Below are 14,102 nucleotides of genomic sequence, written 5' to 3'. Positions count from 1 at the left end.
TTGGACAAACCTTTGAAAATGACTGTGAATCTAACAAGCTATCAATAGAGCTCTATTATCTAGCATTCCACAACAAACAGCGAAGAGCCTCTTTTTTCTTATCTCCTTTCTCTTTTCTCTTTTCTCTTTATTCTTTCCCCTAGGCCTCCCGAACCTCCAACCCCCGCATTCTGATCAAAAGGGATAATCGTGCAAAGCTGTATGGAAAGGCATCAGGCATTAGGCATTAGGCATTAGGCACACCACACACCAGACCTTATAGACACCACATCTATAGATACCCATCTCACTCGAGCTACTAGACTCTGAGGGGGGCGAATCCCCTTCTTGCAAGAAAGCTAGAAAAAAGCTGCCTGCTTTGATTCAGCATCAACTCCAGCAGTAGAACTCCGTTTTGCCCAGTTACATCAAGGCCTATTTGCCGATTTCTTGCTGTGAAAGTTGAGTTATTTACTCTCAAAATAATCACGAAGAATATCAAGAAACACCTTCGGAAAGGCCAGGGTCTCCATATCGCTGCGATCAATCCAGCGTACAGCCCCTCCGGCTGTCCCCTCTTCTGCAGATGCGGCCTCTGTCCTGTACTCAGCCCGGGATTCTGCCACCAAGCTCTGCTTCAGTCCCGCACCAGACTCCCCTTCAAGAAAGCGGAATACCCGCAGATTCCAATGGATATGGCTGAACGTATGCTCCGCTTCACGCAGAAACGCCACCGGGAAAACCGGTATACCCTCATCCATCAACGCCCCTGCCAGCCGATCCATGGCAGGTTCATCTGGGACAGGACCTTCCGTTCCGGACGGGGACGATGCAACGTGCGGCAGCTCCCACATTCGTGCAAGCAAACCTGTGGCCGGACGCTGGCGGACCAATATCCGTCCCGCATGATGGCCCTGCCCTTCAATCAGAGCGACAGAACGCTGCTCCAGGCGTGGCTTCTTGGCCTTGGTCTTGACGGGCAGCGTCTCTTCCCTGCCTGCCAGCCTGCCTTCACAATGCTCCATGACCGGGCAGGTAAGGCAGTGCGGTGACTTCGGCGTGCATACGAGCGCCCCGAGCTCCATCAGCGCCTGATTGAAGTCCGAGGCCCTGCCCTCGGGAATCAGATCGCGCACCAGTTCCTCCATGCCGGCTCGTGTGCTGCCCTTCATAATATCCTCTTCGATCAGAAAATATCTGGAGAGGACCCGCATCACATTCCCGTCCACAGCAGGTTCCGGGCGGTTAAACGCAATGCTCATAATCGCCCCGGTTGTATATGGCCCGACTCCCTTCAAGGCCGCAACCGCGCCACGGTCATCCGGAATACGGCCGCCATGCAGATCCACCACCTGTCTGGCGGCCTGCTGCAAATTCCGCGCCCTTGAATAGTAGCCTAGTCCCTCCCAGTGCTTCAGCACATCCTCCTCGGGAGCTGCCGCCAAAACCTGCAAAGTGGGAAAGCGTTCTATAAAACGGTTGAAATAAGGAATCACCGTATCCACTCTTGTCTGCTGAAGCATGATCTCGGATACCCAGATAAAATAAGGGTCCCTGTGCCTGCGCCATGGCAAATCACGCCGATTCCCCATATACCATGCCAGCAGCTCTCTGCTGAAAAAGCGTCTTTGCTCCAAATTAGTCATTGCGTTGAATTCTCCTGTACGGCTATTTAATTCGACATACGCTCCACCACGGCAAAGGCGGATGCAAGCTCTGTCTGGTGAGTAATGCTTAAATGAATGTTATATTGCCCGTTGTCCGGCAGCGCGAGCCTTTCCCAAGCTGCTGCCGCAAGCTGTACGTACGGGCGTCCGCCCGGCAGCGGCAGAACGGTCATATCCTGAAAACCGATCAGCTTCCCAATACCGCAGCCGAAGGCCTTCGACACAGCTTCCTTCGCTGCAAACCGCCCGGCGGCAAACTCGCCCAGCCTGCCTGCACGCTCTTCAGCAAGCGTCAGCTCATCCGAAGTAAGGATACGCTGCAAAAACGACTGCCGATGACTTCCCTCTATAATCCGGTTTATTCTTTTAATCTCCACCACATCATGTCCGATTCCATAGATCACAGCGCTTTACCATCCTCTCTCCGTGCCTTCAGACCGCCCCTTGCACACGGCATAAAATATATTGTAACAGGTGCCCTGTACCATTGCGAGAACGGACAGAAAAGCAGGCGGCAAAAAAGCAGCAACGGCTTTCCGCCATTGCTGCTTTTTTATGACATGATAGTTCAGATGCCCGGAATCGCATTCCGTTTGTGAGCCGTCTTTTTGTAGAAGCTTTCCAGCCGCTCACGGGCAGCAGGATCGATTTCCTTGCCTTCGAGGTAGTCGCTGTTGTCCTCATAGGAGATTCCCAGCTCCTTCTCATCCGTCTGACCTTCCCATAATCCTGCGGTAGGAGCTTTGTCCAGGATTTCCTGCGGCACCCCAAGATAGCTCGCCAGCTGGCGCACCTGACGTTTGTTCAGGCTGGTCAGTGGCGTAATGTCCACCGCTCCGTCACCCCACTTGGTGTAAAAGCCTGTAATCGCCTCCGAAGCATGGTCGGTTCCAACCACCAGCAGATTCAGTTCATTGGCCAGTGCGTACTGGACAACCATACGAGTTCTCGCCTTCACATTGCCTTTGCCCTGAGGTGTCATCGTACGGGAAATATTCAAGGCTGCAAAGCTCTTGTCCACCTCGGCCGCAATATCGTCAACCGGGGTTTGAATGTTGGTCTCTGCCGTATGTTTCAATTCGAAGGCCTTGGCCACCGCGTAGCTGTGTTCAATATCCGATTGGGTTCCGTAAGGCTGGAACACACCAAGGGTCATATATTCCTCTCCATGCTCCTGCGTAAGCTCGTCCGTCGCGCGTTTGCAAAGCCCTGCGGCCACCGCACTGTCAATTCCGCCACTAATAGCGATCAGCAGCCCTTTCGCCCTGGCGTTTTCCACATAGCTTTTCAGAAAATCCACACGCTTGCGAACCTCAGCCTCTACATCAATCACGGGCTTGACATTCAATTCAGCAATGATCTGCTCCTGCAATGTCATCAAATATGCACCTCTCCTACTAGAATATGTGACAAAAATTGAGGACAAACGAAACGCCCCGGCAGCTTCGCGGAAATCGAAAGATGCGGGGCGCTATCCTTATTAACGGCAGAAGCGTTCAAACGCGCTACTCAGATCCTCCGCAATCTCCTCGGCGGAACGGTTCTCCACCTGATGGCGTTCAATAAAATGAACCAGTTCTCCATCCTTCATCAAAGCAATGGAAGGGGAAGACGGCGGATAAGGGGCAAAGTATTCACGCGCCTTGGCAGTAGCCTCCTTGTCCTGTCCGGCAAAAACGGTAAACAGATGATCAGGGGTCACATCATGCTGCAGCGCCTGCGCGACGCCCGGACGAGCTTGACCTGCCGCACAGCCGCATACGGAATTGATAACCACAAGCGTTGTCCCCTTGGCCTCCGGCAAATTGGCTTCAACCTCCTCAGGCGTACGAAGCTCCTGGATTCCGATGGACGTAAGCTCATCTCTCATGGGCTGAACCATATCCCTCATATATTGGTCAAAAGACATAGACATTACCTGTTCACTCCTTTATGGATAATTCTTAACTTGTATAGGATTATTTTTATTATACATTCATCATGCTTGAAAGCAAACCTGTCACTGTATTATGAATGCGATATGCCAAGCAAGCTACGCCTCCTTTGAGTCCTGCAATTCAGACATGGCTGCCGGATAGTCCGCAAGCCTTCTCAGCCTTACGACAAATGAAGTTCCCGCGCCTTCATCCGAATGGACTGCGATCGTGCCGTGGTGACGATCAACGATTCTCTTGCACAGCGAAAGCCCAAGCCCCGTCCCCTTCGTCTTGGTGGTGTAGAACGGCTCAAACAGCTTCCCCATTTGCTCCCCCGGGATGCCTGAACCCGTATCCCTCACTTCCAGTTCGACATACTCTCCAACGGTCCGGGTCAGAATGGTCAGCATGCCTTTATCACCCATAGCCTCCATTCCGTTGCGGGCCAGGTTCAGGATCAGCTGCTTGATCTCTTTCGGATTCAGGTACAGATTGGGAACGCTATCATCCAGCTTGAGCTCAATACTTTGGCCGCGCAAATTGGCGTCAGCCCACAGCAGAGGCACCAGCTCCTGCACAAGGCTGTGCAGATGGCTGTCCTCCTTCTCGACAATCCGGTTCTGGGCGAGAGAGAGGAAATCGTTAATGATGCCGTTGGCCCGGTCGAGCTCTTCCATAACAATCCGGTAATAGTGATCGAGAGAGACCGGGGATTTTTCCCGCATCAGCTGCAGAAAACCGCGCACCACCGCCATCGGATTACGGATTTCATGCGTAATCCCCGCAGCCATTTGTCCAACAAGGCTCAAGCGCTCTACATTCCCCATCTCACTCCGCAGCATTTCTAGTTCCGTCATATCCTGCATTATATACAGAACCTCCATAATCTCGCCGTCAGGCTCATAAATAGGGGAAATACTGGACAAATAAATATAAGGGCCTGATTTTGAAATTTTCGTATCCCGCTCGCCTTGCAGGGCTTTGTCAAAGCTCGAAGCCAACTCCTGAAGGCGGTCAGATTCCGCCAGCGTAGAAAAATGAACACCGACGATATCTTCTTTATGAAGCTCGGGAATCCTAAGCCTGTAATATTCCAGCATCGTTGTGTTAATATGTATAATGTTGCCCTGCCGATCCAGAATGGCTGCCGCCGACGGCATATATTCCAGATATGCCTTGAGTTTGCCGGATTCCAACTGCAAGCGAACCGTCGTTTGCTCCAGGTCGGAGCGTAATTTCCTGTTGTTCAAGGCCCTTTCAATCATAAAAGAAATAAGGCACGCTGTCAGTACGGAGAACAGCGCCGAGCCCAGATATATCGGTACCTCCGATAAAGAGAAGCTGTCAGACGTATCTCCGGCCGTCAGCACAGTTATGTAATGAAGTACAAATTGGGCAAGGATCAAAACTGAGAAAACTGTGAGCTTAAAGGCAAGCTTCCCCTGTTTAAAACGTGATGAAAGCACCAGGGCCGCCGGAGCAAGCAAAACACCCGAATCAATCAGCACCGCCACCCGATCCAAACCGGGCGCTAACAGGAGACTCCCGATAGCAGTAAGTAAAGTAAGTATAAAAGCATTGGAAACCCTGGCATACAATAATGCTGCCGTCAACGGTATGAAGCCCAAATGCGGAATCAGCGGAGCTTGATCTGAGCGGAACAGCAGACAAAGGAAGATAACGGGAATGCAGGACCCCGCCAAAATCCATTCACGTCTCTGTTCTTCAGAAGCAGGCTTTCCTGTGGTCAAATCATTAACCCTGTCCGCGAGCAGTGAAAAGAGGCCTGCCATCATTCCGGCCAAAAGCAGCTGCAGCACTTGTTCCCTAATCTCGGTCAAAATGGCTCTCCCCCTTTCTTATCTGTCGCCTGATAGTTCGATTAAAACATAGGCAACAATATATTACAATATATGTGTGAGTTCCCGGAATATGACCCTGGGCGCCAAAAGTTGTCGAGGGCCATACGTGAACATGAAACTATTTAATAAAGGAAGAAGAATAATAGATGAAATACGACATTATAGTAATTGGAGGCGGTTCCGCGGGGCTGATGGCCGCTGCGGCTGCCGGTGAAACGGGCGCTAAGGTGCTTTTGGTTGAAAAAGGAGCCAAGCTCGGACGCAAGCTCGGTATTTCCGGAGGCGGCCGCTGCAACGTTACCAACGCCAAGGAACTGGATGAGCTGATCCGGCATATTCCAGGCAACGGGCGTTTTCTGTACAGCGCTTTGACCGCTTTCAGCAACAAGGACATCGCAGCCTATTTCGAAAAGCTTGGCATCCAGCTGAAAGAGGAGGATAACGGACGCATGTTCCCCGTTACGGACAGGGCAAAGACCGTTGTGGATGCGCTTGTAAAAAAAGTCCGTTCTGAAGGCGTGGAAATCCATCTGAACTCCCCGGTGGCAGAGGTGCTGTATGATGATGGACATGCTTGCGGGGTCAGACTCCGGTCCGGAAGCATAATCCGCAGCAGCAAGGTGATTATCGCCGTGGGCGGCAAATCTGTGCCTCATACCGGCTCCGAAGGGGACGGCTATGCATGGGCGGAAAAGGCCGGGCATACGATCACAGAGCTTTACCCCACCGAGGTGCCCTTGGTGTCCAATGAACCGTTTATACAGGATAAAAGCCTGCAGGGCCTCTCTCTGCGCAGCGTCAGCCTTACCGTCTGGAATCCGAAGCACAAGCAAGTGATCACCCACGAAGGGGACATGATCTTTACCCATTTCGGAATTTCTGGTCCTGCCGCCCTGCGCTGCAGTCAATTTGTCGTAAAAGAACTGAAAAAGCATGGAGCGGGAAAAGTCCCTCTTACACTGGACTTGTTTCCTCATAAATATGAGGATGAAATACACAACGAGACGTGGAAACTGTCCGAGGAAGATTCCAGAAAAACGGTCAAAAATACGCTCAAGGGTTATCTGCCGGAAAGGCTGATTCCGCTGCTGCTCGATAAGGCCGGGCTGCGGGAGGATCTGACCTTCGATCATATTCCGAAGCAGCAATGGCGGGAGCTGGCCCGGCTGATCAAGGAGTTTCCCGTTTCCGTCAGCGGCACGCTCTCCATCAAGGAAGCCTTTGTTACAGGAGGCGGGGTTAATCTGAAAGAAATCGACCCCAGAACGATGGAATCCAGGCTGATGCCCGGACTGTACTTCTGCGGCGAAATTATGGATATTCACGGTTATACCGGAGGATACAACATCACCGCCGCCTTCACCACCGGCTATAACGCCGGCCGGCATGCGGCGATGTAGTCTTCACAAAACGGAAGGCGCTTCCTCGAGAAAGCACCTTCCGTATCTTTCCGCACATTCATGAAGTAGCGTCATTTACAAGATGGGCGGGAATCACGACCTCGTCCAATCCATAGGCGCTGAGTCCGCTTCCCTGTCGATATAGGCCGTCGTTGATATTCAGGCAGCCCCCATGCTCCTGGCAAATTTCCAGCGCAGACTCTACATCCTGGTTCTCAATCCGTACATACAGATCCCCCTCTCCGGAACGCTGTGCATCATAGCCGATTTCTTTCAACGTGCTGCAGGCAGAATCGGCTGCAAAGGATTCGCTGAATTCAAACTTTAAGGGCGTATTTTCCATATTCATGATATATGTACCTCCATATCTAGTATGTTGATTTGAGCTGCTTAATAGTAATATGCCCAATTCCCTCCGCTTTTAAGAGCAAAGAACAGATCTCAAGACCTGTTTTTTCCCGCCCTTGTGCACGTACGCGAATATATCCAAGCATTTTTATAAAAATTTAATAATTAAAAATGCAATTACTGTGACAAACGTCATATAACACAATACCCAGGTCTTGTAAACTTATGCCATGGGCATGGCTGCCCGTTCGGAAATCCGGGCGTTCAACCCCAAATCCATAACATAAAGGCGGAATGAATATGCTGGATTCAGCCTCTCTTCTTACCCTAAAATCTATGCATCTTCACAGTGTGCTCTCCAAAGCGTTCAAAAGTATAAGCGAGCATTCAGTCGCAGGCATCAAAGCTGCCGGCTTCAACCCGACAGCATTCGCTGTCATGGAAGTGCTGTATCACAGAGGACCACAGCCGATCCAGCAGATTGGCGCCAAGCTGCTGCTGCAAAGCGGGAATGTCACCTATGTCATCGACAAACTGGAAAGCAAGGGTTATCTGTTCCGTCACCCCTGTCCACAGGACCGGCGCATTATCCATGCGGAGCTGACGACGGAGGGGCGCAAAATCATGGATACGATTTATCCTGCCTTTACACAGCAAATTGAAAGGGCCTACAGCGGAATAAGCGATGAAGAAATGGATCAGCTGATTAAGCTGTTGAAGAAGCTGGGCCGCAGTGCGGAAAGCTTATCGTCCTCTACGCATAAATAACTTATTTTGCACCCTGTGAAACGGAGGAAACGAAATTTGTATGCTAACTCTAAAATTTCAAATACACGCTGAAGAGGCCATTTCCGGCACCAGGTCCGTAAATGGCCTCTTCAGCTTAAACTTGGGCACCCTCTTCTTCAGGTGCAGGCGGCTGATTGCGCAGCCCCCACACCACGATCCAGCTGACCACCGCAATCACTGTCATAATCACAAACAGGGAATGCAGGCCGCTTTCCATCACCTGTCTCAACAGGTGTGCAGTCTGCACGCTCATCTGCTGCCCCGAATGGGCAGACAGCAGACCGCTGATTTCCTCCTGTGTCACTCCCTGCTCCAACAGATGGTTAGCCGCTGACTGCTCCGTTATCCGGTAATTCAGCCAGGACCCGAAGGCTGCCACCCCGACGGTCTGACCCAGTGTACGCAAAAATGTATTAAGCGCAGTGGAAGCTCCACGCTGCCGGAAACCGACCGATGACTGCGCAATAATCGTAAACGAGGTCATTGAAAAGCCGAAGCCCAGTCCGTACATAAAGGTTCCGGCGAGCATCAGCCATACAGGCGAGAACTCGCTTATCAGCAGCATCACCACCGCAGCCGCCGCAATAAAACTCAGGCCGAGGACAGAGGTAAAGCGCGAGCCGAGCCGCACAATCATGCGGCCTCCCCACACCGAACCAAACAGCCAACCTACAGCCATAGGCGAGAGCGCAAGCCCTGATGAAGCCGCATCACCGCCGCGGACCCCCTGAATCCAGAGCGGCAGATAGCTCGTCAGGCCGATCAGCAGCGAGCTGACCAGCAGGGCAGCTATACATGACACCGCAATATCTCGGATGCCGAACAGCTTGAGCGGAACCATCGGCTCCTGCGCCCGCTGCTCAATAATCAGAAACAGCACCAGAAATATGACAGCACCGGCAGCAAGAGCGAGCAGCCCTCCCGAGGACCAGCTCATGTATTGTCCACCCAGCGTCAGGACGAGCAAAAGGGCGGCCATGCCGACGGTGAAGGTAACCGCCCCCGCAATGTCAATCCTGGCCGTCCGTTTGGCAACCTGCTCATGCAGATAACGGGCAATAAAGAACATGGACAATATACCGAAAGGCACATTGAAGACAAAAATCCATTCCCAGCCGAAGTAGGAGGAAACGTATCCGCCCAGCAGAGGCCCCAGCAGGGAGGAAATGCCCCATACGGAGCTGATCATGCCCTGCACCTTGCCGCGTTCTTCAATAGTATAAATGTCCCCGATAATCGTAAAGGTTACCGGAATGACCGCTCCTGCGCCGATCCCTTGTATGGCTCTGTATACGATCAATTGATTCATGTTCCCGGCCAATCCGCACAGCAGCGAGCCGATAACGAACAGGGAGCAGCCGATTAGAAAAATGGGCTTACGACCATACAAGTCGGTGAGCTTGCCAAAGATCGGCGTTGTAACCGCCATGGTCAGCAAATACGAAGTAAAGATCCAGCTCAGCAGAGATACGCTGCCCAGTTCACTGACAATCGTCGGGCCGGCAGGGCCGATGACCGTGCCTTCGATGGCTGCCAGGAAGGTAGCCATCAGCACTCCGACCAGAACCAGGCTGCGTTTCATGGGTTGCTGTGTATCCACGATATGCTTCAAATCCTCTCTATGATTTGTATCGGAAAACCAGAGTTTTCCTATCCGGCAGGCAAGAACAGGCGGACCTAAAGGCCCGCCTGTAACAATCATGTTATATTTTGGAGGTTTAGCGCGGCTTTGTCAACCGCAGCGTACGGTCGGGAAGCGTACCGGCCAGCTCGGAATCATGCGTAATCACAAGCAGGGCCGCCCCAGCCTCCGACTGTTCCCGGCACAGCTCCAGGAAAATCTCCGCCCCTTTATAATCGGTTCCAGCCGTCGGCTCGTCCAGAATGTACAGCTTGCGCGGGAGCACAAATTGTGCTGCCGTGCTGAGCAGTCTTTTCTCGCCGCCACTCAGCAGATAAGGCGAGGCCTGCAGCTTCTCCTGCAGGCCGATCCGGCGCAGCAGCTCATGTGCCCGCCGCTCGTATTCGGCAGGCACCTCCTCCTGTCTGCGCAGGCCCAGGAATGCCCGGACACTGTACAGGCATTCCTCCCACACGGTCGCGGCGGCGAACTGGTGTTCAGGCTGCTGGAACACATAGCCGATCTCCGCGGCCAGCCTCCAGGCAGGGAGCTTCGCCATATCGGCTCCCTGCCAGAACATGCGCCTGCGCGGCACGGGCAGCAGGCCCATCAGCAGCTTGCCGAGCGTCGTTTTGCCCGCACCGTTCTCGCCCAGCAGAACGACGCGTTCTCCCGCGGCCAGCGCAAGGCTTGTGGCGGCCAGCGCCGGCCGGCTGCTCCCCGGGTAGGTGAAGGACAGCTCCTTCACCTCCAGCAGGGGAGCGCGCGAGGTTCGCTGCGATGCCGGTGCGCTGGCGCTGCCCCCCTGCACGGAGGGCAGCAGCCCGAGGGCTGCAAGCTGCGCCCCATGGGAGCGCAGCAGCGCCTCAGGCGGGCCGTCGAGCAGCACGGCCCCGCCCGCCAGGACGATGACGCGCTGGGCGGCCCGCGCCGTCTCGTCCATGCGGCCGGACGCGGTGACGACCGTCCGGCCCTCGGCCCGGAGCCGCCGGCAAAGGCGCACGAAATCGTGCCGGGCCGGCGGGTCCAGATTCGCCGCAGCGTCGTCGAAGACGACGAGCTGCGGCTGCAGTGCGAGCACCGCCGCGATGCCGGTGCGCTGGCGCTGCCCGCCCGACAGGCGGCGCACCCGGGAGTGGCGCTCGGCAGTCAGGCCGACCGTCTCCAGCGCATCCGTCAGGCGGCGCCCGATCTCGTCCGGAGACACGCACAGGTTCTCCGGACCGAAAGCCAGCTCATCCTCCACCGTTTCGCGGATGAGCTGCGCATCGGGGTCCTGCAGCACCACGCCCGTGGTGGTGGCGATGGCGGCGATGTCCCCCTCCGCCGGGTCCTGTCCGAATACGGTCAGGCTTCCTGTCTTTTCCCCCAGACCTGCCCGGGACAACGTGCCATTAAGAAGCTGGCAGAGAGTAGACTTCCCGCTGCCACTGGCCCCGACGATGGCTGTATGCTCACCGCCCCTGATCGACAGCGTTATATCGCTTAGGGCAAACGACTCCTCCCCATTGTAACGATAGCCCAGCTGATCCATTACGATGACGGGGAGCCTGCCTTCACCGCCGGCAGGCTCCCCGTTCTTCTCCATCCGCTTCGGTTCAGACACGTTCGTCACGGCTCCAGGCATAACGGCGCAGGAGGCCTGTACGGCCGAGAGCGTCTCCCAGCCATTTGGTCAGCAGTCCGCACAACAGCACTCCACTGATCACACGAACGACAAGCGCAATGGCCAGCACCTGCCAGCCCCAGCTCGTATAACCGAACATATAGGCCGCTACGATAAACCACAACGGAACCATCGCCCCTCCAGCGAGCATAAGCGCCCCCACATTCCATGCCTTGTGGCGCAGCAGGGCAAAGACCAGCTCGGCAGCAATCATATAGCAGAGTGCTGCCGCAATCGCGGACATGAAGCCGTAAGCCGTGCCCATGAACGACTGCACAAGCGCTCCGAACGCGTAAGTAATCACGGCCGTGCCGGGCTTGCGGATAATATAGTAGGCAAGTAGTCCGTAAACCATGTACAGGCCGACAATGGTAGAGGTGGCAATAGGGCCACCAAGGCTGTTCAGCGTCTTGTTGACAACGGACAAATAAAAGGTCATCGCTCCGTTCGCTGTAGCCAGCATAGCCATCAGAACAATATCAAAGGTAGTAAAAGCGGAAAAACGAAATTTTTTCACAATCGGCAGCTCCTTATTCTCCCATTTCTGACTCACTCTCTTTCACATGGTATGATAGGCACGCCTCATTGTCAACCAGTTTTATTTACTTAAGGTTGACAATGAGGGCGCACGAGCCCCATTCACGGCTTAAGTATGGAATTGACCGTGATGAAGCTCACATCGTCCATATGAGCAGCAGCACAGTGCCCGCTAATAGAGCAGCCCACCACGGTCCTGCAGGAGAAGCCTCAACCGGACGCAAATAAGTCCTGTCAGGATAAGCCCCAAACCCCCGGCCTTCCATAGCAGAAGCCGTCTGCTGCACACGCCGAACCGCATTGACCAGTACAGCTACGATGAATCCTCCCCACCAACGGGCTTGTCCTGCCAAACCGCGGGCAGGCCTGCTTCCGCGCACACGCCGCGCCGCCGCGATCACTTTCCCTTCCTCCTCCAGCAGGGGCAGGAAGGTCAATGCGATGGAGAGACCAAAAGCGAATCTGTACGGAATCTTCAGTTTCTGATGAACGGCCTGCACGAAATCGCGCGGAGCCGTGGTAGCGATATATATGAATGAGGCGAGAAACAGCACAAACATGCGCAGAGTCAAAGCCCCCGCTGTATTCCAGCCTTCATTCGTGATGACCAGCGGTCCCCACTCCCGCCATACCGTGCCGGTGCGAACAGCCAGCAGGGTCAGAGCAAAATAAGGAATACCCATCCATACGAGAAAGGACATCGCTTTGAGCTGCCTTGAGAAAACAAGGCCCGCCAGCAGTCTGGCCGCCAGAATCAGCGCCCCGAGCAGCAGGGCCTGCAGTTGCACCGTGTTCCAGACCATGCCGAGCAGACTGACGCAGAGCAGCATGACGAGCTTGCTGAGCGGACCTGCTCCATGCAGGGCAGAGATGCCTTTTGATTTATCGGTGATTTGCATAGGTACCATTTTTCTTCTTATTCCACTCCTCGTATAACAGTGAATACAAGAGCATATCTTTGTAGCCTGTCGAAGTGTATTGAACCTGGCGGAGCAACCCTTCCCTGCTCCAGCCGAAGGATTCCAGCAGCCGCTGCGACGGTTCATTGCGCGGATCCACCATGGCTTCCAGCCGGTTCAGCTTCATCGTTTCATATCCGAAGGCATGCAGCAAATCCAGAGCTTCGGACATATAGCCCTTTCTCCAATGGGAACGGGACAGCTCGTAGCCGATTTCACCCTTGAAGGCCCCGCTTAGCTGCCAATGATTAAAACCGCAGCTGCCAATCAGTTCGCCGTTCTCCTTCAGTTCGATGCCCCAGCGGATTGCATCCTCCGAAAGGGACAGACGATTGAGCAATTCAATCATATCCTTCGCATCCTCCGGCGAGAACATGGACTCCATGTTCATATAACGGGTTACCTCACTGTCCGACCAAAACGCGAACACCCGGCGCGCTTCTCCCACCTCCATTTTGCGCAGCCGGATTCGGCTGCCTTCCAATACGGGGATGCTCCCCTTGCACTCATACATCTTCATTCTTCCCCCATTTCCGGTGCATGCCGGTTGCTTTCTAACATTGAAGCACAGGACATATGCAAATACAACCGCCCCATGGGAATTTTCAGTTTCTTTCTCTTGACGCCAAAGGGCAAAACATTATATCTTAAATTAATTAACCGCTGGTAGACAGCTCATGCATTTCTCCGGTCATTTGCAGCCTTCCAAGGGTTTGAGCAACAGCGCCTTCAGCAATTATGAATGTCCAGCCATGAGAAGACAGGAGTGAGATAATCATGTTTCAAGCAATGCCCTACGAAGGGACTCGCGCTGAACAGTACGCCTCGGTATTGAGTCAGCTCAAAGGACTGATCCATGACGAAACCAACAATATAGCCAACCTGGCTAATGCATCCTCGCTGCTCTCGCACTTTCTGCGGGATGTCAACTGGACAGGCTTTTATCTGTTTGACGGCAAGGAGCTGGTGCTCGGGCCTTTCCAGGGCCTTCCGGCTTGCATCCGGATACCGCTGGGACGCGGCGTATGCGGTACAGCGGCAGCGGAGCGCCGGACCATTGTTGTGGAGGATGTTCACAAGTTTCCAGGCCATATCGCCTGTGACGCGGCCTCCAATAGCGAAATTGTCGTTCCACTCGTCAAGGACGGTGAGCTGATCGGCGTGATGGATATCGACAGCCCGCTCAAGGGCAGATTCGACAGCGTGGATCAGGCGTTTCTGGAGCAGTTTGCGGATGTCCTTCTATCTCAGCTGCAAAATCCGCCGAAATAAGAAAACCTTTAAGAGGTAGTTCAAAAAGTCATCTTTTGATCACGAAGTAAGTCAGGAAGCGGACTCGACATCGAATCTTGAATTCA

The 14,102-nt window shown here is 54.0% G+C and carries 14 protein-coding genes; 3 read left to right on the top strand and 11 right to left on the bottom strand.

Translation table 11 applies throughout. The annotated features are described in order from the left end of the window. Window positions 1-446: 446 nt before the first annotated feature. The 5 genes from mutY to ACE5LO_RS27135 form a co-directional block, all read right to left on the bottom strand. A complete protein-coding gene (gene mutY / locus ACE5LO_RS27155) occupies window positions 447-1,625 on the bottom strand; it encodes an A/G-specific adenine glycosylase (RefSeq protein ID WP_375523033.1) in 1,179 nt (392 codons plus the stop codon). 26 nt (window positions 1,626-1,651) lie between these two features. After that, a complete protein-coding gene (acpS, locus tag ACE5LO_RS27150; protein WP_375523032.1) occupies window positions 1,652-2,050 on the bottom strand; it encodes a holo-ACP synthase in 399 nt (132 codons plus the stop codon). A gap of 164 nt (window positions 2,051-2,214) precedes the next feature. Continuing rightward, window positions 2,215-3,024, bottom strand: coding sequence for an NAD(+) synthase (nadE, locus tag ACE5LO_RS27145; RefSeq protein ID WP_375523037.1), 810 nt, complete (start codon window positions 3,022-3,024; stop codon window positions 2,215-2,217). Between the two features lie 102 nt (window positions 3,025-3,126). Further along, window positions 3,127-3,561, bottom strand: coding sequence for a BrxA/BrxB family bacilliredoxin (locus ACE5LO_RS27140; protein ID WP_375523031.1), 435 nt, complete (start codon window positions 3,559-3,561; stop codon window positions 3,127-3,129). A gap of 117 nt (window positions 3,562-3,678) precedes the next feature. Beyond that, entirely contained in the window at window positions 3,679-5,403 is a 1,725-nt protein-coding gene (locus tag ACE5LO_RS27135) for an ATP-binding protein (protein WP_375523030.1), read from the bottom strand. A 167-nt stretch (window positions 5,404-5,570) separates the two neighbouring features. On the opposite strand from ACE5LO_RS27135, the gene ACE5LO_RS27130 reads away from it, so the two are divergent. Next, window positions 5,571-6,824 carry a BaiN/RdsA family NAD(P)/FAD-dependent oxidoreductase gene (locus tag ACE5LO_RS27130; protein WP_375523029.1) on the top strand — a complete coding sequence of 418 codons (1,254 nt, stop codon included), beginning with the start codon at window positions 5,571-5,573 and terminating at the stop codon, window positions 6,822-6,824. Window positions 6,825-6,882: 58 nt separating this feature from the next. On the opposite strand, the gene ACE5LO_RS27125 is transcribed toward ACE5LO_RS27130, so the two are convergent. Next, the gene (locus ACE5LO_RS27125) at window positions 6,883-7,173 is read right to left on the bottom strand and encodes a hypothetical protein (protein WP_375523028.1); all 291 of its coding nucleotides are present in this window, start codon (window positions 7,171-7,173) and stop codon (window positions 6,883-6,885) included. A 299-nt stretch (window positions 7,174-7,472) separates the two neighbouring features. Here ACE5LO_RS27125 and ACE5LO_RS27120 point away from each other — a divergent pair, with 299 nt between their 5' ends. Continuing rightward, the gene (locus tag ACE5LO_RS27120) at window positions 7,473-7,940 is read left to right on the top strand and encodes a MarR family winged helix-turn-helix transcriptional regulator (protein ID WP_375523027.1); all 468 of its coding nucleotides are present in this window, start codon (window positions 7,473-7,475) and stop codon (window positions 7,938-7,940) included. Between the two features lie 115 nt (window positions 7,941-8,055). On the opposite strand, the gene ACE5LO_RS27115 is transcribed toward ACE5LO_RS27120, so the two are convergent. The 5 genes from ACE5LO_RS27115 to ACE5LO_RS27090 form a co-directional block, all read right to left on the bottom strand. Beyond that, window positions 8,056-9,543 (bottom strand): MDR family MFS transporter, encoded by a 1,488-nt coding sequence (locus ACE5LO_RS27115; RefSeq protein WP_375523036.1) that lies wholly within the window; start codon window positions 9,541-9,543, stop codon window positions 8,056-8,058. Between the two features lie 136 nt (window positions 9,544-9,679). Beyond that, window positions 9,680-11,116, bottom strand: coding sequence for an ABC transporter ATP-binding protein (locus tag ACE5LO_RS27970; RefSeq protein ID WP_511228000.1), 1,437 nt, complete (start codon window positions 11,114-11,116; stop codon window positions 9,680-9,682). A 64-nt stretch (window positions 11,117-11,180) separates the two neighbouring features. After that, on the bottom strand, window positions 11,181-11,717 hold the full coding sequence (locus ACE5LO_RS27100; protein ID WP_375523034.1) for an ECF transporter S component: 537 nt from the start codon (window positions 11,715-11,717) through the stop codon (window positions 11,181-11,183). A 205-nt stretch (window positions 11,718-11,922) separates the two neighbouring features. Continuing rightward, window positions 11,923-12,684: an energy-coupling factor transporter transmembrane component T family protein gene (locus ACE5LO_RS27095; RefSeq protein ID WP_375523026.1), complete on the bottom strand. Its 762-nt coding sequence runs from the start codon at window positions 12,682-12,684 to the stop codon at window positions 11,923-11,925. Further along, the gene (locus tag ACE5LO_RS27090) at window positions 12,668-13,264 is read right to left on the bottom strand and encodes a GNAT family N-acetyltransferase (protein WP_375523025.1); all 597 of its coding nucleotides are present in this window, start codon (window positions 13,262-13,264) and stop codon (window positions 12,668-12,670) included. Before ACE5LO_RS27090 ends, ACE5LO_RS27095 begins: the two co-directional genes overlap by 17 nt. Before the next feature lie 257 nt (window positions 13,265-13,521). On the opposite strand from ACE5LO_RS27090, the gene msrC reads away from it, so the two are divergent. Further along, window positions 13,522-14,016 (top strand): free L-methionine (R)-S-oxide reductase MsrC, encoded by a 495-nt coding sequence (gene msrC, locus ACE5LO_RS27085; RefSeq protein WP_375523024.1) that lies wholly within the window; start codon window positions 13,522-13,524, stop codon window positions 14,014-14,016. Window positions 14,017-14,102 lie beyond the last annotated feature (86 nt).

Source organism: Paenibacillus medicaginis (genome assembly GCF_042138635.1).
GTDB classification, from domain to species: Bacteria; Bacillota; Bacilli; order Paenibacillales; family Paenibacillaceae; genus Paenibacillus; species Paenibacillus medicaginis.
Note: the sequence above shows the minus strand (reverse complement) of the source record. Positions and strands in the feature narration are given on the sequence as shown.